A 21,964-nucleotide genomic window follows, 5' to 3' on the forward strand; every position below is an offset into this window, starting at 1 on the left:
TTCCGGTGTTCCCGTCCGGAACAACCGGGGCGGGGCGGAAAAGGTTCTGGAGGTTCGGCGGGAAAAAAGTTCGCCGGAAAGTCGCGGAACCCGTGTAAGAGTCCGCGGCGGCCCCGCTCTCGGCTGGTGCGGGGCCGAACGGCGGCCCCGGGTGGCGGAGAGGTGAGGGCGATGGCCGGACAGTCGACCGGAGTGGTGGAGCAGGAGCTGGAGCTGAGCCTGGTGCTGTCGCCGGAGCGCAGCGTCCCGGTGGCGGCGCGGTTGTCGTACGGGAGCCACGACCCGTTCGCGGTGCACGTGACCTTCCACCTGGACAGCGGGACGCCGGTGACCTGGGTGTTCGCCCGGGAGCTGCTGGTGGAGGGGACGTTCCGGCCGTGCGGTCAGGGCGACGTGCGGATCTGGCCGACCCGGTCGGGGCGGCACAGCCTGCTGTGCATGGCGCTCAGCTCGCCGGCCGGCGACGCGCTGCTGGAGGCGCCGCTGCCGACGGTGGCGGCCTGGCTGGAGCGGGCGCACCGGCTGGTGCCGCCGGGGGCGGAGCTGGAGGCGATGGACCTGGACGGTTCGCTGGCGGAGCTGCTGGCGTGAGGGGGCGTGCGGGCCGGCCCCGGGCGCTGGCGGCGGCGCGCGCACGACCGGCCCACGGACGACCGGCCCACGGACCAGCGGCGGGCCCGACCCGTCCGCCAGGCCGTCCGCCGGAACGCCCGCCCTCGGGGCGTCCGGGGCGAGCCGAGGTGCCGGGACGGGCCGAGGGAGCAGGACGGGCGGAGGAAGCAGGACGGACGGTCGGCGCCGGGGTTCAGCGGGCCGCGGGGGCCTTCTGCGTACCGGCGCTGCCGAGCCCGTCCACGCCGGTGCGCGGGGCGGGGACGCGCACCAGCGGGGCGCCGGCCGCGCGTCGCCGGGAGCGGACCCGCAGGGCGGCGACGGCCAGGAAGCAGAGGCCCATCAGCGGGTAGGCGCCCGCCGGGAACTGCTCGGGCGGCGTCAGGTGCAGGTCCAGGTCGCCCTTGTGCGGGACGAGCCACATCGCGAAGGAGAGGAAGCCGAGCAGCGTCAGGCCGAAGATGACCCGCCAGCGCCGGTGCCGGACGGCGGCGGGGCGGGAGCGCTCGTGCGCGGCCTCGGCGGCGAGCAGCACGAGCACGGGGACGCACCACACCCAGTGGTGGGTCCAGCTGATCGGGGAGACCAGCACGGCGGTGACCAGGGCGGTGCACACGCTCCACGCTTCGGCGCGCGGCGACCAGTGGACGCTGCGGTGCGCCCAGACGGCGACGGCGAGGCCGGCGGCGGCGACCAGCACGCCGAGCAGGGTGGCGGCGGCGCCCGGGGTTTCGAGGTGGGTCAGCCGGGCGACCAGGCCGCGCAGCGACTGGTTGTCGACGATGACGGTCTTGCCGACCCGGCTGGAGTCGAACATGTACTCCGTCCAGAAGCCGCGGGTGGCGTCGGGGAGGAACAGCGCGCCGATCAGGAAGGTGCCGACGAAGGTGGCGCCGGCCACGAACGCGGCCCGGACCCGGCCGGTGATCAGCAGGTAGACGGCGAACAGGCCGGGGGTGAGCTTGATCCCGGCGGCGATGCCGATGGCGACGCCCTTGCTGCGGACCCGGTCGGGGCGGGTGAGGTCCCAGAGGATCAGGCAGGCCAGCGCGAGGTTGATCTGGCCGTAGCGCAGGGTGGTGAAGACCGGTTCCAGCCAGACACCCAGTCCGGTGACCAGCAGGATGCCGATCGGCCGCAGGTCGCGGCGCGGCCAGCCGACCAGTTTGAAGGACAGGTGGGCGAGGGCGGCGAGCAGCAGCACGTTCCCGGCGGTGACGGCGACGCGCAGGAACGGCAGGCCGAACCAGGTGGTCGGCACGAACAGCATCGCGGCGAACGGCGGGTAGGTGGCGGGCAGGCTCCACTCGGTGACCCGCAGCGCGTACAGGTCGTGGCCGTCGGCGACGGCGGCGCCCTCGGCCCGGTAGACCACCATGTCGACCATCGAGGTGCCGACGAAGTGCCGCACCGTTGCGTAGGCGAGCAGCGAGACCAGGGCGACCGCGCCGGCCAGCAGCAGCGGGCGCCGGGGGGCGGCGCGCAGGGCCTCGACGGCGGCGGTGAGCTGTCGGCCGGGGGCGGTCAGGGCGCGCTGCCAGGCCGGGACGGGCGGCCGGTCGGGGCTGCCGGGGGGCGTGCCGCGTTCCGCTTGCACCGTGCTCACTGTCTTGCTCCGTCCGCCGTCGACCTCAGCTGGGCCAGCAGCCGACACTACCCGAACGGCCGTCGGCCGCCACCGGTCGCGGTCGCCCCGGGTTCTCCTCCCGGGCCGCCGGGCGCCTTCGTCCGGGCCGGGGCGCCATGAGGAAGCATTGGCCGGCGCTTAGGACGTATTTAAGGGAGGGGAGCGACACGAGCTGTCGCCCCCGCGGTAACAGCTGCTGCATCGGCGCCGGTGGTCTCGGCCTCCGGCCCCCGGTCCTCGCTGAGAACCTCGGTCCTCGCGGAGTGCCTCAGTCCTTGCGGATCAGCCGGCCGGTGCGGCGGCGCTGCTGCCGGGGCAGTTCGACCGTGGTGCGGGTGTTGAGCCGCACCGCGATCTCGGCGCCGCCGAGGACGGCGGAGCGGCCGAGGACGATGTCGCCGCCGGTGCCCTCGGCGAGCTTGCGGACGATGTCCAGGCCGAGGCCGGTGGAGCCCTCGCCGCCGTGTCCGGCACCGCGGCGGATCGCGGTGTCGGGGTCGGTGAAGCCGGGCCCGCCGTCGCCGACCAGGAGGGTGACCGCATCCTCGGCGGTGACCACGTCGACGGCGAAGGGGGTGCCGACGGCGGTGTGCCGGAAGACGTTGCCGAGCAGCGCGTCGACGGCGGCGGCCAGGTCGCCGCGCTGCACCAGGACGGGCGCGGGGTCCTCGTCGCCGGCCAGCTGCCAGGGGCGTCCCTCGTCCTCGGCGAGCGCGGACCAGAACGCGACCCGGTCCCGGACCACCTCGACGGCGTCGCAGCCGAGCACGACGGGCGGTGCGTCCACCGGGTCGCGGCGGGCGGAGCGGATGATCTGGTCGACCTCGCGTTCGAGTTGGGAGACGGCGTGCCGGGTGGCGTCGGCGGCGTCGCCCCCGCCGAGCGCGGCGGCGTTGAGCCGGAGCACGGTGAGCGGGGTGCGCAGCCGGTGCGACAGGTCGGCGGCGAGTTCCCGTTCGGCGGCGAGCAGGTGGACCACCCGGTCGGCCATGGCGTTGAACGCGTAGGCGGCCTCGCGGAGTTCTTCGGGCGCGCCGGCCGCCTCGCGCCCTCCACCGGGATGCGGACGGTGAGGTTGCCGGAGCCCAGCGAGCGGGCGGCGGTGGCCAGTCGGCGGGCGGAGCGGATGATCCGGGTGCCCATCCGGTCGGCGACCGCGACGGAGACCGCGACCAGGGCGAGCGCGACGCCGGAGAGCACCAGCCAGGCGGTGCCGACGCCGCGCGACAGATCGGAGTCCGGGACGAACACCTCGACCATGGCGACCCGGCCGTCGTCGACGGCGACCGGCTGGAGCAGCGCGTAGCCGCCCTCGACCCGGACGGTGCCGGCCCGGACGGTGCGGGTCCAGCCCTGGTTGTCGGCGCTGGGCAGCTGGTCGTTGTCGGTCCGGGCGCTGCCGACCGTCGCGCCGCCGGGCAGGTGGACGGCGATCCGCTCCCGGGCGCCGGAGTCGGTGGAGGCCATGGCCTTGGCGATGGCCTCCTGGTCGGTGGTGATGGCCAGCGCCGGGCCGAGGGCAGCGGCCTGCCGTTCGGCGGCGGTGAACGCCCGGTCGCGGGCGGTCTGCTGGACCATCAGGCCGAGCGGGATGAGGAAGGCGAGCGCGACCATGACGGTCCCGGCGATGGCCGCCTTGACCATCGCCCAGCGCAGCGAGCGGAGGACGCGTTTCACGTCGCGCCCCCGACCGGCCCGGCGGGGGCCTCCAGCCGGACGCCGACGCCGCGCACGGTGTGCAGGTAGCGCGGGCTGGAGGCGGTCTCGCCGAGCTTGCGGCGCAGCCAGGACAGGTGGACGTCGATGGTCTGGTCGCCGCCGTAGGTCTGCCGCCACACCTCGGCCAGGATCTCCTTGCGCGGGACGACCACGCCGGGGCGGGCGGCGAGGAAGGCCAACAGGTCGAACTCGCGGCGGGTGAGGTCGAGCCGCTGTCCGTCGAGCAGGGCCTCGCGGCGCTGCGGATCGATGGCGAGGCCGCCGACCCGGAGGATCTGGGGGGCCGTCAGGGCGCCGCCGCCCAGTCTGCGCAGGACGGCGGCCATCCGGGCGGTCAGGTGTTCCCCGGAGAAGGGTTTCACCAGGTAGTCGTCGGCGCCGTCGTTCAGCAGCCGGACGATCTCCGCCTCGTCGTCCCGCGCGGTGGAGATGATCACCGGGACGTTGGTCAGTCCGCGGATCATCTTGAGCGCCTCGCTGCCGTCCAGGTCGGGCAGGCCCAGATCGAGGACCACCAGGTCGCAGCCGACCTGGGCGACCTCGCGCAGGGCTTCCAGCGCGGTGCCGACGGAGCGCACGGCGTGGCCGGTGTCGGCCAGATGGCGGATCAGGGCGGAACGCACAAAGGGGTCGTCCTCGACCACAAGCACTGTTGCCATGGGGCTGCACGGTACGGCATGGCAGCCTACTGGTCTGTACCTCGGGGGGCCGGTGAGCGGCCCGGTCCGGGGCCCGGCTTGAGCTTCTCTGAAGCCGGCCGCGCTTTTTCCACAAGGTTTCTGCGAATTGTCCGGCCCACTGACCTGCCCGTGACCTTCGTACGGCAGGATGGGCCCGCGATGCGGAGCGGACTGGTTCAACTGGGCGCCTGGACGGCGGCCACCGGAGCAGCGGTGGCGTTGTCCTGGCTCGGCGTGCACGCGGTGCTCGTCGACACGGTGTTCGAGCAGCCGGTGGCGGTTCAGCTGCCCTCGGTGGCCTCCTCGACCCCGGCGGTGACGACCCCTCCGCCCGCCCCCGGCAGCGCTGCGCCGCCGTCCGCGGCGGCGCCGAGCCCGAGTCCGGACCCGGACCGGGCGCCGGGGACGACCGCGCCGGCCCGGTCGACGGCGTCCGCGACCGCGACCGCGACCGCGGCGGCCCGGAAGAGCGCCAGCCCGCCGAGCACGGTGCACAGCTACCCGATGCTGGGCGGCCGGGTGGCGCTCGACGTGCGGCCCACCGAGGCCCGGCTGGTGTCGGCGGTGCCGGAGGCCGGCTGGTCGATGCAGGTCTGGCACGGCGACCAGTGGCTCCAGGTCAACTTCTCCCAGGACGACCGGGTCTCCACCCTCATGGTGTCCTGGAACGGGACCGAGCCCAACGTGCAGACCTTCGTCGTGGGCAACTGACCGGTCCCCCGGACCGGACGCTCCGGACCGGACCGGACCGGCCGCTCCGTCCCGGGCCGGACGCCCGCCGGGGCTGACGCCCGATCCGGGACGGCCGCACAATGTCGCTCGACGCCCGTACCGTCCGCCCCGCCCGCACCGCCCCTGGAGCCGCCCCGTGCCCCCGCAGCCCGACGCCATCGACGCGCTGGACGGAAAGCTGATCCGGCTGCTCGCCGAGGAGCCGCGGATCGGCGTGCTGGAGTGCTCGCGCCGTCTGCAGGTGGCGCGCGGCACGGTGCAGGCCCGGCTGGACCGGCTGCAGGCGCGCGGGGTGATCGGCGGCTTCGGCCCGCAGGTGGACCCGGCGGCGCTCGGCTACCCGGTGACGGCCTTCGCCACCCTGGAGATCTCGCAGGGGCAGGGCGCGGACGTCCGGGCGCACCTGGCGGCGGTGCCGGAGGTGCTGGAGCTGCACACCATCACCGGCCACGGGGACATGCTGGTGCGGATCGTGGCCCGGTCGAACGCGGACCTGCAGCGGGTGATCGACCGGGTGGTGGGGTTCGACGGGATCGTCCGGGCGTCCACCGCGATCGCGCTGGAGAACCCGGTGCCGTTCCGGATCCTGCCGCTGGTGGAGCAGGCGGCCGGGAACGGGTCCTGACCGGAGCCGCGCCCGCGCCGTGACGCCTTCCTGATGCAACGTCCCGTCAGCAGTGCGGGACGGCGGTGCCGCTGTTCAGCGCCTGGAGCGCGGCGATCGAGTCGGCGAGGGTGTCCACCGGCACCAGCTGGAGGCCGTCGGGGGTGTTGACCTTGCCCTGCGCGCACTCGCTGCGCGGCAGCAGGAACACCGTGGCCCCGGCCGCGCGCGCCGCCTGGGTCTTGAGCGGGATGCCGCCGACCTGGCCGACCCGTCCGTCCGGGTCGACCGTGCCGGTGCCGGCCACGTCCCGTCCGCCGGTCAGGTCGCCGCCCCTGCCGTCGCCGGCGATCTTGTCGACGATGCCCAGCGCCAGCATCTGGCCGCCGCTCGGGCCGCCGATCCGGCCCAGGTCGATGTCGACCTTCACCTGGTCCGGCGACAGGTGCAGGTAGGTGAGCGCGGCCAGGGTGGCGCTGTCCTGCGACTGCGTCATCTGCTGCTGGGTCGCCTCGTCGGCCTCGCCGCTGTCGCTCTCCGGGTAGACCTCCTCGGTGGGCACCACGGCCTGCTTCGGGTCCGCCCAGGCGGTCAGCGAGTTCCAGAGGGTGTTGCGCTGCCCCGGGTTGGTGGCCTCGACGGTGACCACCCGCAGCTGCCCGGTGGTCGGGCGCTGCGGCGTCCCGCTGATCCGGATCACCGGGTTGTCCCCGTTGTACGCGCCCAGGGTGTCGGCGGTGTCGCCGGGCGACTCCAGGGTGTAGGGCAGCGGTACGAACGCGGCCACCGCGAGCAGCGCGAGCACCGGCAGCGCGCAGAGCGCGAGCGCGCGGGTGCGCGGGGCGGTCAGGGCCGGGGGCAGGTTCTGGGAAGGCACACCCCGCATCCAAACACACCGGGCGGCCCGGTACGGACGGCCGCGCGGATCGGCCCCGATCACGCGGCCGGGGCCCGGGCCCGACGGGTTCAGCGCAGTGCGTCGGCGACCTCGGTGGCGGCCTCGATCACCCGCGGGCCGACCCGCTCCGGGACGAGGCCGTTGAGCATCACCACGCCGACGCTGCCCTCGATGCCGCTGAGGCCGATCAGCGCGGCGGCGGCCCCGCTGGCCCCGGACTGCTCCTCGGCCCGGGTGATCACGCAGCCCTGCTCGGGGCGGCGCTGGCCGGGGAAGCTGCGGGCCTCCAGGATGGCCCGGCCGGCCGCGCTCTCGGAGAGCGGGTGGCGCAGGCCGGTGCGGTAGGCGACGTGGAAGTCCGTCCAGGTCGGTTCGACCACGGCGACGGCCAGCGCCTCGTTGCCGTCGACCAGGGTGAGGTGGGCGGTGGCGCCCAGGTCCTCGGCGAGCGAGCGCAGCGCGGGCAGCGCGGCCTCGCGCAGCAGCGGGTGGACCCGGTGGGCGAGCCGGAGCACGCCGAGACCGACCCGGGCCCGGCCGCCGATGTCCCGGCGGACCAGTCCGTGCTGTTCCAGGGTGGCGAGCAGGCGGTAGACCACCGTCCGGTTGACGGCCAGCCGGGCGGCCAGCTCGGTCACCGTCAGCCCGCGCTCGGAGTCGGCGAGCAGTTTCAGTACCCGGACACCCCTGTCCAGGGTTTGGGAAGTCTCAGCAGTCACGAGGCGCCAGGTCCTTTCCGCGGCAAGTCCGACCCTACGACACAACTGCCGTGGGCCGCACCGGAATTGGTCGCGCGCAGGAAGGGTGTCCGGCGCGGGAGTCCGACCTCGGCGACGTCGACGGGGCGCGGGGCTCCGCGGTACCCGTCCGAACCGGTGGGTGGGGTCCGGACGAGTGTGGGGAGACGCTAATGAACGGGGACGCCCGGTGGAAGTGGTTGTCCAAAATTCGGGCAGCATCGATGGAAAGTCGTGATGAAAAATCGGATAAGGCGCCCATAACTCGCGCCGCAAGCGCTCAAGCGTCCGCTATCTGTGCGCCGCCGGGTCGAGCGCACCGCCGGCCGGGCCGTTCGACCGGGCGCCCCGACCCGGACGGCCCGGAGCGCTCGGAGCGCTCGGAGCAGGTTGCGGCCGGCCGGCCGGTTCGGTGGGCGCGTCAGGGCCGCCGCAGGTGAGCAGCCGGGCGGGGTTCGCCACGGTGGTGCTCCTCGGGGGAAGGCGCGGGCCGGCCCGCCGCGTGGGCGGCGGCGTCGGCAGGCGTGACCGCACGCCGGGGCGTCCCCGTGCGCGGCGTCCCCCCGGCGCCGGCATGCGGAAGATCGGCGGATCATGTGATCACGCGTCTCCACACTTTCCCCGCCGAGCGTTGAAGGTGTGGCTGACGCCCCGTCAAGCCTGGTTGGCCCACTCCCGGATGCGGCCGATCCGCGCCTTGAGCTGGTTGGCGGTGGCCTGCGCGGTGAGCGGGCCGCCGCACTGGCGGCGCAGCTCGTTGTGGATGGAGCCGTGCGGCTGGTCGGTGCGGTGGTGCCAGGCGGCGACCAGCGCGTTCAGCTCCTTGCGCAGTTCGCGCAGCTCCTGGTGGGTGACCACGGGCCGTTCGTCGGCGGGGAGTTCCAGCAGGTCGGCCTCCTCGGCGGGCTTGGTCTTGGAGCGCTGGATCTGCCGGTGCTGGCGCTTCTGCAGCAGCATCTGCACCTGGTCGGGTTCGAGCAGGCCCGGGATGCCGAGGTAGTCCTCCTCCTCCTCGCTGCCGGGGTGCGCCTGCATGCCGAACTCCATGGCGTTGTACAGCACCCGGTCGAAGACCGCGTCGCTGCCCAGCGCCTCGTAGGAGAACTCCTCCGTCCCGGTGTCCGCCCCGTCGTTGGCCTTCTCGGCCTCGGCGAGCAGCCGGTCCTCCTCGTCGAACAGGCCCTCGCCCTCCTTCTTCGGGCGGTCCAGGACGTGGTCGCGCTGCAGCTCCATCTCGTTGGCGAAGCCGAGCAGCATCGGGATGGTCGGCAGGAAGACCGAGGCGGTCTCGCCGCGCTTGCGGGCGCGCACGAAGCGGCCGACGGCCTGGGCGAAGAACAGCGGGGTGGAGATCGAGGTGGCGTACACGCCGACGCACAGCCGGGGCACGTCGACGCCCTCGGAGACCATCCGGACCGCGACCATCCAGCGCGAGGTGCCCTCGGCGTAGTCGGAGATCCGCTGGGACGCCTCGGCCTCGTCGGAGAGCACCAGGGCGACCTTCTCGCCGGTGATCTCGCGCAGCAGCTTGGCGTACGCGCGGGCCACCGTCTGGTCGGTGGCGATCACCAGGCCGCCGGCGTCCGGGATGCCCTTGCGGACCTCGGTCAGCCGCCGGTCGGCGGCCTGGAGCACGGCCGGGATCCACTCGCCCTGCGGGGAGAGCGCGGTGCGCCAGGCCTGGGCGATCAGGTCCTTGGTCATCGGCTCGCCGAGCCGGGCCTCCAGTTCGTCGCCGGCCTTGGTGCGCCAGCGCATGTTGCCGGAGTAGCTGAGGAAGATCACCGGCCGGACCACGTGGTCGGCCAGCGCGTGCCCGTAGCCGTAGGTGTAGTCGGCGACCGACTTGCGCAGGCCGTCGCTGCCGGCCTCGTACTGGACGAACGGGATCGGGTTGGTGTCGGAGCGGAACGGGGTGCCGGTGAGGGCGAGCCGCCGGGTGGCCGGTTCGAACGCCTCGAAGCAGGCCTCGCCCCAGGACTTGGAGTCGCCGGCGTGGTGGATCTCGTCCATGATCACCAGCGTCTTGCGGGCCTCGGTCCGGTTGCGGTGCAGCATCGGGTTCACCCCGACGCCCGCGTACGTGATCACGATGCCCTGGTAGTCCTTGGACAGCGGGCCCGAGGAGTACGCCGGGTCGAGCCGGATTCCTATCCGGGCAGCGGCCTCGGCCCACTGCTTCTTCAGGTGCTCGGTGGGCGCGACCACGGTGACCTGCTGCACCAGGTGGTTGTGCAGCAGGTAGGACGCCAGGGTCAGGGCGAAGGTGGTCTTGCCGGCGCCCGGGGTGGCGACCGCCAGGAAGTCCCGGGGCTGCTTCTCGATGTACGAGTCCAGCGCGCCCTGCTGCCAGGCCCGCAGGCGGCCGGCGGTGCCCCAGGGGGCGCGGCCCGGGAAGGCCGGGGAGAGGTGCGCGGCGGCGGCGGTGCCGCTCGGGCGGGGGTGAGCGCTGTCGGCGTGCGAGAACAGCGGGGACATCGCGGAGGAGGCGGCGGTAGTCACGGTCTCCGAACGGGGTCGTCGCAGGTCAGGGCCCAGGTGCGGCCCTTCCCCGCGGGCGGCGGGCGGTCGTGGAACCTGCCCAGCCTAGCCCCTCCCGACACCCGGACGGCCGCCGCGGCACGCCCCGGTGGCGCGCGTCCCGTGATGATCGTCGGCTTGTCACCGGACCTTCACCGGGCCGGGCCGACCGCCCGGGCGGTCGGCTCCCCCGCTCCCGCGCGCCCCTCACGGCCGCCCGTCGGCGGGCGGCGGCCGGTCCGGCGCCCAGCCGGGGGCCGGTCGGCCGGAGGCGTCGCGCGGCACGGTCCGGACGGTGAACCGGACGTCCTTCTGGCCGGCGACCCGCTGGCGCACCTCGCAGGCCGCCGCGGCGGCCACCGCCTCCGCCCGCCGCTCCGTGCCGTCGAACGGGGCGAGCAGCAGTCCGGCCAGCAGCGCCACCGCGCTGCCCGCCAGCGCGGCCAGCCGCAGGTTGACCCGGCGCAGCAGCGCCAGCCGGCCCCGGCAGTCGGCGCAGCCCGCCAGGTGCCGCTGGACCCTCCGCCCGGCCCGGCCGCGGGCCTGGCCGGCCAGCGCCGCCCAGTGCCCGGCGCAGCCGGGGTCGCGCGGGTCGCCGGGGTAGGCCCGCAGGTAGGCGAGCCGCAGCCCCTCGCGGGCCCGGTGCAGCAGGACGGCGGCGGCGCCGCGGCCCACCCCGAGCCGGGCGCCGACCTCGCCGGGCGGCAGGCCCTCGACCTCGGCGAGCCACAGCGCGCGGGCCCAGCGTTCGGGCAGTTGGGCGAGCAGTCCGCGCATCCGGTCGGTCTCGGCCACCCGGGGCGCCGGGTCGGCGGACGCCGCGCCGGCCGGTTCGGGCAGCACGCCGACGGCCCGCTCGCGCACCGGCGCGGCCGCCAGGTGCCGGACGGTGGCGGCCAGGTAGGCCCGCGGGTCCTCGATCCGGTGCCCGGCGGCGATCCGCCGCCACACCCGCAGGTGCGCCTCGGCCACCAGGTCCTCGGCCCGCCAGCGGTCGCCCCCGGTCAGGCCGCCGGCGTACCGCAGCAGGCCGGGGTGGTGGCGCCGGTACAGCTCGGTGTACGCGGCGAGCGGGGCACGCTCGGCCGTCCGTGCGCGTTCCTCGATGGTCACGGCCCTCCCCTGAGGTCGCCGGACGGGGTTCGTGGGGGGCCCGCGCGGCTCCCGCGATCCTGCCCGGGCGTCCCGCCCCCTGCCCATGGGGTGGCCGCGCCGTTGACCCGGAATGCCCGGATTGGTCCGCCGTGGTGTGACGCAGATCACTTCGGGGAAGTGGGAAACCGGTGTAATCCCCGCCGCCCTTCCTGACTCTTCACCACCAGGGGGCGGCACCGGTCGCACCCGCACCAGCACGCACCCTCGGGAGGAACCGCCGTGTCCGCAGCGCCCGCACCGGTCGAGCAGACCACGCACGCCCGGCTGATCGTCAGCACCCACCGCTCCGCGCTGCTGCGGGTCACCCTGCGCTACCGGGCCGAGGACCCGCTGGCGGTCCGGATGGTCTTCCCCACCGAGTACGCCCTGGACCCGGACGACCCGGACGGCGCCCCGCTGGACCTGCCCGCGCTGCCGGTCGGGCTGCCCACGGCGGCCGGGCCCGCCGAGGGGGTCGAGTGGGTGTTCGCCCGCCAGCTGCTCGCCTCCGGGATCGACCTGCCCAGCGGCGAGGGCGACGTCCACGTCCGCCCGGCGCTCGGCGCCCGCACCGTGGTCGAGCTGCGCTCCCCCGAGGGCGTCGCGCTGCTCCAGTTCGACCGCGTCGAGCTGCGCCGCTTCCTGTGGCACAGCTACCTCGCGGTGCCCGAGGGCCAGGAGCTGAACCACCTGGACTGCGACCGGGCGCTCGCCGAGCTGCTGGGCTGACCGGCGGCGCCGGGACGGCCGCCGGGACGGTGGGCGAGCCGCCGGGACGGCGGGCGGTCAAGCCCCCGCCCGGGCCCGCGCTCAGGCCCGCCGGGTGCGGACCAGGTGCGCGTACACCACCACGTTCCCGTCGTAGCCGCCCGCCCGGGTGAAGCCGCCGCCGCAGGTGATCAGCCGCAGCTGGGCGTCCGGGGTGGCCGCGTACACCTTGCGGTCGGGGAAGTCGCTCTTCGGGTAGACCTCCACCCCGTCGACCTGGAACCAGGCGCCGGCCCCGTCCGCCCGGGCCACCTCCAGCTGGTCGCCCTTGTGCAGCGAGCCCAGCCGGTAGAACACCGCCGGGCCGTGCGCGTTGTCGACGTGCCCGGCCAGCACCGCCGTCCCGCTCGACCCGGGCGCGGCGCCGTCCCGGTACCAGCCGGCCAGGTTGCGGTCCTCCTCCGGCGGCGGCTGCAGCCGGCCCTCGCCGTCCAGCCCGAGCCGGGCCACCGGCGCGTCCACCCCGAGCACCGGAATCCGGACCCGCACCGGCGGCGAGGGCGGCAGCGCGGGGACGGCCGGGCCGACCGGGGTGCCGTCGTACGCCTGCGCGGCGACCGGGGCCGGCGGCAACGTGCCGGTCAGGCCGCCGTTCAGCAGCCACGCGCCCGCGAGGACGGCCACCGAGGCCGCCACCGCGCCCGTCCACGTCCGCTCGCCCACCGCACGCCCTCCGTCCTCCAGCGACTCCGTCCCGGCCCCGACCTCGACCCCGACCCGCCCAGTTCACCCGGCGGCCCGGGCCCGGGCACCCGGGGGGTTCTGTCCGGGTGACCCGCCGTCAGCGGGTGCGGTCGCCCCGCCGCAGCCGTGGCCTGGTCAGGAAGCCCTCCGCCAGCGCGTTGGCCAGGCCGATCGCGGGCAGCTCGGAGGGCTTCTCGTACAGCACGTAGCGCGGCTCCCAGGCCGGCCGGTAGCGCGCGTTCGCCCGGTACAGCGACTCCAGCTGCCACCAGCGGGACAGGAAGCGCAGCACCCCGCGCCACAGCCGCAACACCGGCCCGGCGCCCATCCGCGGCTCGAACGCCTCGCGGAACATGGCGAAGTTCAGCGACACCCTGGCCACCCCGAACTCCCCGCGCGGCGCAGCAGTTCGGCGACGGTGTACTCGACCAGGCCGTTGTCGGACTCCCGGTCGCGGCGCATCAGGTCGAGCGCGAGCCCGTCCGCGCCCCAGGGGACGAAGGACAGCAGCGCGGCCGTCCGCCCGGCCTCGTCGCGGCACTCGGCGAGCAGGCAGTCGCCGTCCGCGGGGTCGCCGAGCCGGCCCAGCGCCATCGAGAAGCCGCGTTCGGTGCGGCCGTGCCGCCAGGCGTCGGCGAGCCGGACCAGGCCGGCGAACTCCTCGGGCGGGACGTCCCGGTGCCGGCGGACCACCACGGTGTACCCGGACCGGGCCAGTCGGCGGCAGGTCTGCCGCAGGCCGCGCATCTCCCGGCCGTCCAGGGTGAAGCCGGCCGCGGCGACCACCGCCTCGTCGCCCAGGTGCAGCGCGCGCAGCCCGGCCGTCCGGACGTACACCGTGCCGGCGCGCTCGTCGGCGCCGGTGACGGCGGGAATCCAGGCGTGCGCGCGGGCCCGGCGCAGCCACTCCTCGATCGCCTGCGGCCAGGCCTCCGGGTCGCCGACCGGGTCGCCGGAGGCCAGCGCCACCCCGTTGACCACCCGGTAGGCGACGGCGGCCTTGCCGCTGGGCGAGAAGCACACCGCCTTGTCGCGGCGCAGCGCGAAGTAGCCGAGCGAGTCGCGCCCGCCGTGCCGCTCCAGCAGGTCGCGCAGCGCCCGTTCGTCCTCCGGGCCCCGCCCCTCGGCGCCGCGCGGGGAGCGCAGCAGCATCCGCAGGGTGAGCAGCAGCAGCGCGGTGGCCAGCAGGTTGAGGCCGAGGTCGAGCCAGCCCGGCACGTCCACGTCGGTGACCTCGACCACGCCGGAGACGGTGACCAGCCGCAGCACCGCGTACCGGGCCGCCGCGCCCCAGCCGGGCACCGCGCCGGTGTGCGCCAGCCGGACGGCGACCGCGCCCAGGCCGGTCAGCAGCGCCCCGCCGAGCAGCAGCACGGCGGCGGCCAGCGACAGGTTGCCCCGCCCGCCGCGCACCCGGAACACCGGCCGGGCCGCCAGCAGGGCCAGCAGCAGCGCCAGGGTGAGCGCGGTGGAGATCCGGTTGAACGGGTGGGCGCGGTACTCGGGGAAGGCCAGCGCCACCGCGTAGACGGCGGCGTGCCCGGCGGTGAGCGCCAGCGCGGCGATCCAGGCGGCCCGCTTGCGGCGGCGCAGCATGACCGCGAGCAGCCCGGCCAGCAGCGCGGTGGTGAAGCCGGAGGTGACCAGCACGGGGGTGAAGTACTCGCCCCGGTCGGCCCGCTCGACCTGGGCCCGGAACGGGGCGATCACCGCGCCGAGCAGGTTCAGCAGGGTGGCGATCCGCAGGTACCAGCGGGCCGCCGCGGCGCAGCGCAGCCGCCAGGGCGCGGGCGGGCGCTCGACAGGCGGCTCGGCCGGCCGGCCGACCGGCTGCCCGACCGGCTCCGGAGCGGTCGGGGCTGCCGGGGCTGCCGGGCTCTCCGGGTCGGCGTCGGGGGTGCCGGCCACCAGGTCGTACGCGGCGGTCTTGGCGGCGACCAGGCGGCGGTGGAACCGGTCCTCGCGGCGCTCGGCGCGGGCCAGCCGGCGGGGTCGGGAGCGGTAGCGCCAGCGGGCCCACGGGCTGGCGGGGCGGGCCAGCCGGACGGCGCCGACCAGGGCCAGCGGCCAGAGCATGATGCCCAGCAGCCCGGTCCAGGTCTTGCCCTTGAGCAGGGTGACCACGACCAGCGCGAGCAGCACGGACGCCCCGGCCAGGGTCGGCCCGTCGGGGTGCCGGGCGAAGCCGCCGAGCGGGAGCTCGCCGAGCAGCAGCAGCCCGATCGTCACGACGGCCAGCACCACGGCGTCCACCGAGGTGCGGCCCTGGGTGGACCAGTAGACGTCCTTGAGGTGCAGGACCAGCGCGAACTCGTCCAGCACCAGGCCCGCGCCGACGCCGAACCCGAAGCCGAGCAGGTTCCACCAGGCGCCGCCGTCCCCGCGCACCGCGAACGCGGCCACCCCGCACACCAGCAGCAGGGTCTGGCCGAACACCACGTGGTGGATGTGCAGCCCGCCCGGGGCGACGTTGCCCGGCCACCAGCGGACCCGGGCCCGGATCAGCCGGGTGCTGAGCCGGATGAACAGGAACGACAGCACCAGGCCGAGCAGCAGCAGGAACAGCGGCTCCCGTCCGGTGTCGACGATCCGGTCGCGGTAGGCGTCGATCAGCGACTGCCACATCGGCGGGTGGGACCTCCGTGTCTGCGGGGCGGGCGGTGCCGTCCTCGGCTGCTCCTGACGTCCAGTCAACTCTCCGGCGGCGCCGCGGCCCCGGCCCGGTGCTCCGAACAGGTGAGCGCCCCGGCGTGGCGTCCCCCGGTCATCCGTACCCGGGGCGTGCTTACCGGCGCGATGTGCGAACGCGTGCCATGCTGAGCCCGACTCCCCCGGACGACACATATCGTCATTTCATCTGATGATCCGTTACTCCGGTCGGTGCCTCCCCTTACTCCCTGGTGAACGGATGTGAGACATGGACGCCCTCTCCCGCAGGACGCTGCTGGCCGCCGGTGCGGCGACCGCCGCCACCCTCGCCGCCGGCTGCGCGAGCTCCTCCGGGAACGGGGGCGCCGCCCCGCCGGCGCAGGCCGACGGCCTCGCCGCGAACGGCAGCCCCAGCGCCGTCCCCAAGCCCCCCGCCACCCTGATCGGCGACGGCTCCACCTCCGACACCGGGCCGCAGCCCCACCAGCCCCAGGCCGTCCCGCTGGAGCCCGGGCAGCGGCCCCCGCAGTTCGTGGTCTTCTCCTGGGACGGCGCCGGCGAACTCGACAACCAGCTGTTCAGCCGGTTCCGGAAGCTCGCCAAGGAACACGACGCCACCATGACCTTCTTCCTCAGCGGCATCTACACCCTGCCCGAGTCGAAGAAGACGCTCTACCACCCCCCGCAGCACTCGATCGGCGCCTCCGACATCGGCTACCTCAGCGACCAGCACATCCGCGCCACCATCGAGCAGGTCAGCGCGGCCTGGCTGGAGGGCCACGAGATCGGCACCCACTTCAACGGCCACTTCTGCGGTGCCAACGGCGGCGGGAAGTGGTCCCCCGAGGAGTGGGACAGCGAGATCCAGCAGGCCATGGACTTCGTCATGAACTGGCGCACCAACACCGGCAACACCGACCTGCCCGCGCTGCCCTTCGACTACCGCAAGGAGCTGATCGGCGGCCGCACCCCCTGTCTGGAGGGCCAGCGCGGCCTGCTCCCCACCGCCGTCAAGCGCGGCTGGAAGTACGACAGCTCCGGCCCCGGCGGCCTCCAGATGTGGCCGCAGAAGTTCGCCGGCGGCGCGCTGTGGGACATGCCGCTGCAGTCCATCCCGTTCCCCGGGCACAGCTTCCAGGTGCTCTCGATGGACTACAACATCATGTACAACCAGTCCGGCGACAACACCAAGGGCGACCCCGGCAAGCAGGCGTTCTGGCAGAACCAGGCCCGCGACTCGTACCTGGCCGGCTTCGACCGCGCCTACAACGGCAACCGGGCGCCGTTCATCATCGGCAACCACTTCGAGCAGTGGAACGGCGGCATCTACATGAACGCCGTCGAGGAGACGCTCAAGCAGATCGCCGACAAGCCGGAGGTCCGGATGGTCTCCTTCCGGCAGCTCGTCGAATGGCTGGAGGTCCAGGACCCGGCGGTGCTCAAGAAGCTCCAGGCCCTCGCCCCCGGCCAGGCCCCGGCCGGCGGCTGGAACGCCTACCTCGGCGGCTCCGGGTCCGGCGGCCCGGCGGGCGGCGCGGCGTCCCCGTCCGTCCCGGCGGTGGCGGGCGGCAAGTAGGCCCCCGGCCCCGCGTTCCCCTCCGGCCGGACCCCGGTGCTCCTCGACCGGGGCCCGGCCGGAGCGCGGTCCGGCGGCGCCCCCTCGACTCCCCGTCAGGACGTCCCGGCCGCCGTCGCCCGCCCCGAGAGCGCCGCGCCGACCAGGGCCACCACCGGCATGGTCAGGAACACCGCGGCGAACGCCCCCGCCGGCAGCGACGCCCCGCCGTGGGCCGCCGCGCCGACCGCGCCGCCGCCCAGGGCCGCGAAGAGCACCCCGGCCAGGCCGGTCAGCAGGACGTTGCCCAGCGCGTCGCTGAGTTGCAGGGCGGCCGAGTTGCCGCCGGTCTCCTCCGGCCTGGACAGCTTCATCATCAACACGCTGATGCTGGCGATCGCCAGGCCCATCCCGGCGCCGCCGACCGCCCAGAACGCGGCCGTCACCCAGACCGGCACCGCCGGGAACAGCACCAGCGCCGCCCCGCCGACCGCCACCGCCGTCGACACGAAGCCGATCCGGATCAGCGCCGCCCGGTGCCGGTCCGCGCCCGGCCGGCCCTGCAACCAGGAGCCGAACGCCCAGGACAGCCCGCCGGGCGCCAGCGTCAGGCCCGCCAGCGTCACCGACAGCCCGCGCTGGGTCTGCATCATCAGCGGGATGAACAGCTCGGAGGCGAAGAACGCGCCCGCCGCGACCCCGCGCAGCAGGATCACCGTCGGCAGCCCGCGCGCCGCCAGCAGCGTGCCGCGCGGCAGCAGCCGCAGCACCGCCGGGCCCATCAGCGCGACCCCGGCCGCGGCCGGCAGCACGGCCCACCCGTCCAGCCGCTGGCCCGCGTACTGCAGCAGCGCCGCGCCGAGCGCGACCATCGCCGCGTCCCCGGTCCGCCGCCAGTCGTACGGGGCGGGCCGGCGCGGCGGCCGGGACCGCTCCGAGCGGCGCAGCGCCGGGCCCATCACGGCGAGCGGCGGCAGCACCAGCACCGGCACGGCGAGGAACACCCAGCGCCAGCCGAGGTGCTGGGTGACCGCGCCGGAGATCACCGGGCCGAGGATCGAGGGCAGCACCCAGGCCGCCGAGAAGGCCGCGAACACGGCTGGCCGCAGCCGCTCCGGGAACGCCCGGCCGACCACCACGTACAGCGCGACGATCACCAGCCCGCCGCCCAGGCCCTGGACCGCCCGGCCCGCGACGAACATCCACATGTTCACCGCCGTGCCGGCCGTGACCAGCCCGGCGGCGAACACCGCGATGCCGCTGAACAGCGGGACGATCGGGCCGCCGCGGTCGCACCACTGCCCGGAGACCACCAGGGCCAGCAGCGTGGTGGTGAAGTACGCGGAGAACGCGAAGGCGTACAGGCCGATGCCGTCGAGCTGCTGGGCGGCGGTCGGCATCGCGGTGTTCACCGCCGTGGCCTCGAAGGCCAGCAGCAGCACCACCGACACGATGCCGAGGGTCAGCGCCCGCCAGGGGCCGCTGAGCACCCCGCCGGTGCCGTCGTCGTCGGGGTGGAGGGGGTGCGCGGGCGCTGCCGTCTCGGCCTGGGAGGTGCTGGTCACCTCGACATGGTAAGTGCCGTCGCCGCGTTTCGATCCTGACCTGCGGGCGGAACGGGGCCTCCGTCCGGCGGCCTGAGACCACCCCTCGGACCTGTCAGGGCCGACCTGTCAGTGCCGATCCGTCAGTGCCGGTATCCGTCAGTGCAGCGCCTTGAGTCCGACCACGCCGGACAGGATCAGCACCAGGCAGGTGATCCGGGCCGCGCTCACCGCGTCCCCAGCGCCACCATCCCGTACACCGCGGTGCCCACCGCGCCGATGCCCACCCAGACCGCGTACCCCGTCCCCAGCGGGATGCTCCGCATCGCGTACGCCAACCCGCCCATCGACAGCGCCAGCGCCACCACGAACACCGTGCCCGGCACCAGACGGGAGAACCCCTTGGACGCCTCCAGTGCCACCGCCCACACGGTCTCCAGCACTCCGGCGACGATCAGAACGACCCAGGCCATGACGACAGACTCCTCCGCAGTAGTCGAACCACCTACCGCGCCGTCTTGTCGTGCCGGGTACGACGCACCTCGTCCGGGACGCGCCGCGAACGGCCGCCTCACCATCGACGGTAGCACGGCGGCGACACACGGAATTCATGAACCGATATTGACTCCGCCCCGCTTCCGCCCGCTATAGTGAATTCACCGGAGCGAAGGAACGAGCCGGTGCGAACCCGCTGGACGACAGGAGATGGCGATGAACAGGAAGACGGTGGCCCTCGCAGCGCCCCGCACCTGTGCCCCCTGTCCGGGTCGCACGCGTTCCTGTCGTCGCGGCCGTTGTTGCGCCTGATGCGCAACCTCCCTGTCCCGCGGGCTCGTTGACGCCCGCGTGCGCCCACCCGCCCCACCCCTGACCATGTGCCCGAGTGGCTGAGGGAACCGCCTGCAAAGCGGTTTACACGGGTTCGATTCCCGTCATGGTCTCCACGCACTCCGTCCGCGATTCACCGGTCGCCCGCCGTTCCCGCGCGGGCGGCCGGTGAATTCCGCGCCGTTTTCCGGCTTTCCCCTTCCCCTCTTCCTTTTCATTTTCGACCGCCCGGAAATTCTCCCGCCGGCCCGGCCGTTGTACCGGTCATGCCCTCCAGTGACCGCACCGTGCCGCGGGTCGAGCCCTGCGGCAAACGCATCCGCACCTACCTCGGCGGGCTGGCGGTGGCCGACACCACCCGCGCCCTGCTGGTCTGGGAACGCCCGCAGTACCCCGTCCACTACGTCCCGGCCGCCGACGTCCGCACCGACCTGCTGACCCCGGCCGACCGGGCCGCCGACCGTTCCGCACTCGGCGACGCGCTGGTCTTCGACCTCGCCGCGAACGGCCGCACCGCCGCCCGCGCCGTCCGCCAGTACCCCGACTCCCCCGCCGAGGCGCTCCGCGACCACCTGCGCTTCGACTGGGCGGCGATGGACGCCTGGTACGAGGAGGACGAGCAGGTCTTCACCCACGCCCGCTCCCCGTACACCCGGATCGACATCCTGGCCTCCTCCCGCACCGTCCGGGTCGAACTCGACGGCACCCTGCTGGCGCTCTCCCGCTCCCCGCGGCTGCTCTTCGAGACCGGCCTGCCCACCCGCTACTACCTCGCCCCCACCGACCTGGTCCTCCCGCTCTTCGAACCGGGCACCCGCACCACCCACTGCCCCTACAAGGGTGCCGCCGACCACCTGTCCGTCCGGATCGGCGGCACCCTCCACCCGGACGTCGCCTGGACGTACCCCACCCCGTTCGCCGAATCGCAGAAGATCGCCGGCCTGGTCGCCTTCTACGACAACCGGGTCACCCTGCACGTCGACTGAACGCCCCCGCGAGCACGACGGCGGCGGCTACGACGACGGCGGCGGCTACGACGACGGCGGCTACGACGACGGCGGGCGCCGTCCGTGGTCCTCCTGGACCACGGACGGCGCCCGCCGCACATCCCTGCCGACTCCGGTCGAGCCGAGCCGACCGCTACTCGATGACGCCGGGGTTGGCCTCGCCACCGCGCCAGGTGTCCTCGTCCTCGACCAGGTAGTCGGGACGGTGCCCCTGGTTCTTCTTCTTGCTGCCGCCGCTGCCCGAGCCGCCGTGCATCCCGGCCGCGCCCGCCTGCCCGGCACGCCCCTTCCCGATGCCCGACCCGCCCTCGGTGAACGCCCGTCCACCGGCACCGGCCGCCTTCGCACCGCCGACCGTGCCACCGGCCTTGCGCACCAAGCCGCCGGCAGCGCTCTTGCCACCGGCCGCACCGCCCCGCGCACCACCGGCGCCACCGCCGTGCATGCCGCCCATCCCGCCGGCGCCCGCGGCACCGCGGGCCCCCGCGGCACCCGAACCCGAGCCACCGGCCCCGGAGCCGGCGGCCCCACCAGCGGTACCCCGGCCGGCCCCGCCCGCGGTACCCGAGCCACCGGCCCGACCACCACCGGCGCCACCGGCCCCGGACAACCCACCGGTCGACACCCGGCCACCACCGCCGAGCCCGCCACCGGGCAGGTACCCACCGCCCAACCCTCCGGGCACGTACCCGCCACCACCGGTCCCACCACCAGCGGACCCACCACCGGGCAACGTCCCCACCCCACCGGGCAGCCCACCGGCCGACCCCGGAGGCGTCAACCCCACGGACGGCGGGTCGACCCCCAGGATTCCCGTGGACGGCGGCACCGGAGTCGGCGTGAACGTCGGCGGAGTGAACGGCGGCAGATCCCCACCGGGCGGCACCGACCCCACCGGCGGCACCACCGGCACCACCGGATGCCCGGGCTGCGTCGGCTGCGGCACCGAGGGCAGGCCCGGCGAGACGTTCGGCGGGGTCGTCTGCTGCGGCGGCACCCCACCCGGGTACTTCGGGTTGGGCATGCTCGGCGGCGTGTGGCCGGGAGGCACGACCGCGACGGGCGGGTCCGGCGGGAACTTCTGCCCCGGCTCCGAAATGCTGGGCTGACCACCGTCCATGTACGCCGCGGCCTGGGTGTACTGCGGGCCCAGGTGCTCCATCACGCCGATCGCGTACTGGTGCGCGACCTCGGTGGCGGACAGGTCGTGCGCGTTCTTGTTGACCGCGTCGATCCGGTTCATGCCCGACGCGAGGTCGCGCTTGAACCCCTCGTCCGAGCTGGCGAAACCGTCGCTCAAGGTCTTGCCGACCCGGTCCATGAAGCTCGGGACCTTGATCTGGTCCATGGTCGACTTGGTCTGCTCGAGCGCGCTCGCCGCGTAGGTCATCGCGACGGACGTGTTCTGCGCGTGCGCGGCGGTGTTGACCATGCCTTCCTGGATCTGCGAGCCCTTCGTGGCGAAGCCCTGCGAGGCCGCCCCGGTCCAGTTCGCGGTGGCGTGTTCGATCGCCGCCCTCAGGTCCGTGGCGGCCTGGGTCAGCTCCTCGTGCACGTTCTGCCAGTGCTGCCCGACTTCCTTGATCCGCTCGGGACTCGAGCCGGAAACCATGTTCTTGAGCGGGATCAGGGCGTAGCTGTCGAATGGAGTCGTCTCGGCCATCTC

At 74.8% G+C, this 21,964-nt stretch carries 15 protein-coding genes, 1 tRNA gene, 3 pseudogenes and 1 riboswitch; of the genes and pseudogenes, 7 read left to right on the plus strand and 12 right to left on the minus strand.

The window, feature by feature from the left end; translation table 11 throughout:
* Positions 1–171: 171 nt before the first annotated feature.
* Positions 172–591 (plus strand): SsgA family sporulation/cell division regulator, encoded by a 420-nt coding sequence (locus QMQ26_RS13045; protein WP_100838091.1) that lies wholly within the window; start codon positions 172–174, stop codon positions 589–591.
* 214 nt (positions 592–805) lie between these two features.
* Here the strand turns inward: QMQ26_RS13045 and QMQ26_RS13050 are convergent, their stop codons facing one another.
* From QMQ26_RS13050 to QMQ26_RS13060, 3 genes and pseudogenes are all read right to left on the minus strand, one after another.
* Positions 806–2,218 carry a glycosyltransferase 87 family protein gene (locus QMQ26_RS13050; protein ID WP_282205805.1) on the minus strand — a complete coding sequence of 471 codons (1,413 nt, stop codon included), beginning with the start codon at positions 2,216–2,218 and terminating at the stop codon, positions 806–808.
* Between the two features lie 289 nt (positions 2,219–2,507).
* Positions 2,508–3,895 (minus strand): annotated as a pseudogene (locus QMQ26_RS13055) (ATP-binding protein).
* A gap of 17 nt (positions 3,896–3,912) precedes the next feature.
* Complete coding sequence (locus tag QMQ26_RS13060; RefSeq protein WP_100838089.1) at positions 3,913–4,617, minus strand: response regulator transcription factor; 705 nt, start codon at positions 4,615–4,617, stop codon at positions 3,913–3,915.
* Positions 4,618–4,797: 180 nt separating this feature from the next.
* Here QMQ26_RS13060 and QMQ26_RS13065 point away from each other — a divergent pair, with 180 nt between their 5' ends.
* Entirely contained in the window at positions 4,798–5,349 is a 552-nt protein-coding gene (locus tag QMQ26_RS13065) for a hypothetical protein (RefSeq protein WP_282205806.1), read from the plus strand.
* A 157-nt stretch (positions 5,350–5,506) separates the two neighbouring features.
* On the plus strand, positions 5,507–5,995 hold the full coding sequence (locus QMQ26_RS13070; RefSeq protein WP_100838086.1) for an Lrp/AsnC family transcriptional regulator: 489 nt from the start codon (positions 5,507–5,509) through the stop codon (positions 5,993–5,995).
* A 46-nt stretch (positions 5,996–6,041) separates the two neighbouring features.
* Here QMQ26_RS13070 and QMQ26_RS13075 read toward each other — a convergent pair whose 3' ends face one another.
* The 4 genes from QMQ26_RS13075 to QMQ26_RS13090 form a co-directional block, all read right to left on the minus strand.
* Positions 6,042–6,851, minus strand: a complete 810-nt coding sequence (locus tag QMQ26_RS13075; protein WP_282205807.1) for a hypothetical protein — start codon at positions 6,849–6,851, stop codon at positions 6,042–6,044.
* An 89-nt stretch (positions 6,852–6,940) separates the two neighbouring features.
* A complete protein-coding gene (locus tag QMQ26_RS13080) occupies positions 6,941–7,591 on the minus strand; it encodes an IclR family transcriptional regulator (protein ID WP_014135981.1) in 651 nt (216 codons plus the stop codon).
* Between the two features lie 672 nt (positions 7,592–8,263).
* Positions 8,264–10,087, minus strand: coding sequence for a DEAD/DEAH box helicase (locus tag QMQ26_RS13085; RefSeq protein WP_100838084.1), 1,824 nt, complete (start codon positions 10,085–10,087; stop codon positions 8,264–8,266).
* Between the two features lie 249 nt (positions 10,088–10,336).
* Complete coding sequence (locus QMQ26_RS13090) at positions 10,337–11,242, minus strand: RNA polymerase sigma factor (RefSeq protein WP_282205808.1); 906 nt, start codon at positions 11,240–11,242, stop codon at positions 10,337–10,339.
* A 261-nt stretch (positions 11,243–11,503) separates the two neighbouring features.
* Here QMQ26_RS13090 and QMQ26_RS13095 point away from each other — a divergent pair, with 261 nt between their 5' ends.
* Positions 11,504–11,992: an SsgA family sporulation/cell division regulator gene (locus QMQ26_RS13095; protein WP_282205809.1), complete on the plus strand. Its 489-nt coding sequence runs from the start codon at positions 11,504–11,506 to the stop codon at positions 11,990–11,992.
* Positions 11,993–12,073: 81 nt separating this feature from the next.
* Here QMQ26_RS13095 and QMQ26_RS13100 read toward each other — a convergent pair whose 3' ends face one another.
* Both QMQ26_RS13100 and QMQ26_RS13110 read right to left on the minus strand, forming a co-directional pair.
* Positions 12,074–12,694, minus strand: coding sequence for a class F sortase (locus tag QMQ26_RS13100; RefSeq protein ID WP_100838081.1), 621 nt, complete (start codon positions 12,692–12,694; stop codon positions 12,074–12,076).
* Between the two features lie 118 nt (positions 12,695–12,812).
* Positions 12,813–15,340: pseudogene (locus QMQ26_RS13110) on the minus strand (phosphatidylglycerol lysyltransferase domain-containing protein).
* Positions 15,341–15,632: 292 nt separating this feature from the next.
* Here QMQ26_RS13110 and QMQ26_RS13115 point away from each other — a divergent pair.
* Positions 15,633–16,940, plus strand: coding sequence for a polysaccharide deacetylase family protein (locus QMQ26_RS13115; protein ID WP_282205812.1), 1,308 nt, complete (start codon positions 15,633–15,635; stop codon positions 16,938–16,940).
* Positions 16,941–17,035: 95 nt separating this feature from the next.
* Here QMQ26_RS13115 and QMQ26_RS13120 read toward each other — a convergent pair whose 3' ends face one another.
* Both QMQ26_RS13120 and QMQ26_RS13125 read right to left on the minus strand, forming a co-directional pair.
* Positions 17,036–18,484: an MFS transporter gene (locus QMQ26_RS13120; RefSeq protein ID WP_404814119.1), complete on the minus strand. Its 1,449-nt coding sequence runs from the start codon at positions 18,482–18,484 to the stop codon at positions 17,036–17,038.
* 138 nt (positions 18,485–18,622) lie between these two features.
* Positions 18,623–18,936: pseudogene (locus tag QMQ26_RS13125) on the minus strand (DMT family transporter).
* 34 nt (positions 18,937–18,970) lie between these two features.
* Positions 18,971–19,038: riboswitch (guanidine-III (ykkC-III) riboswitch) on the minus strand.
* Positions 19,039–19,332: 294 nt separating this feature from the next.
* Between QMQ26_RS13125 and QMQ26_RS13130 the strand changes: the two are divergent.
* Together QMQ26_RS13130 and QMQ26_RS13135 are read left to right on the plus strand one after the other, a co-directional pair.
* Positions 19,333–19,407 (plus strand) — tRNA-Cys (locus QMQ26_RS13130).
* A gap of 150 nt (positions 19,408–19,557) precedes the next feature.
* The gene (locus QMQ26_RS13135) at positions 19,558–20,277 is read left to right on the plus strand and encodes a DUF427 domain-containing protein (RefSeq protein WP_282205813.1); all 720 of its coding nucleotides are present in this window, start codon (positions 19,558–19,560) and stop codon (positions 20,275–20,277) included.
* A gap of 154 nt (positions 20,278–20,431) precedes the next feature.
* Here QMQ26_RS13135 and QMQ26_RS13140 read toward each other — a convergent pair whose 3' ends face one another.
* Entirely contained in the window at positions 20,432–21,961 is a 1,530-nt protein-coding gene (locus QMQ26_RS13140) for a WXG100 family type VII secretion target (RefSeq protein WP_282205814.1), read from the minus strand.
* Positions 21,962–21,964: the final 3 nt, after the last annotated feature.

Source organism: Kitasatospora fiedleri (assembly GCF_948472415.1).
Lineage (GTDB): Bacteria > Actinomycetota > Actinomycetes > Streptomycetales > Streptomycetaceae > Kitasatospora > Kitasatospora fiedleri.

Bases quoted from the DNA above. Each gene is read 5' to 3' on its own strand.
- QMQ26_RS13140 (WP_282205814.1), bottom strand. From the start codon at position 21,961: ATGGCCGAGACGACTCCATTCGACAGCTACGCCCTGATCCCGCTCAAG.
- QMQ26_RS13065 (WP_282205806.1), top strand. From the start codon at position 4,798: ATGCGGAGCGGACTGGTTCAACTGGGCGCCTGGACGGCGGCCACCGGA.
- QMQ26_RS13115 (WP_282205812.1), top strand. From the start codon at position 15,633: ATGGACGCCCTCTCCCGCAGGACGCTGCTGGCCGCCGGTGCGGCGACC.
- QMQ26_RS13060 (WP_100838089.1), bottom strand. From the start codon at position 4,617: ATGGCAACAGTGCTTGTGGTCGAGGACGACCCCTTTGTGCGTTCCGCC.
- QMQ26_RS13085 (WP_100838084.1), bottom strand. From the start codon at position 10,087: ATGTCCCCGCTGTTCTCGCACGCCGACAGCGCTCACCCCCGCCCGAGC.
- QMQ26_RS13135 (WP_282205813.1), top strand. From the start codon at position 19,558: ATGCCCTCCAGTGACCGCACCGTGCCGCGGGTCGAGCCCTGCGGCAAA.
- QMQ26_RS13045 (WP_100838091.1), top strand. From the start codon at position 172: ATGGCCGGACAGTCGACCGGAGTGGTGGAGCAGGAGCTGGAGCTGAGC.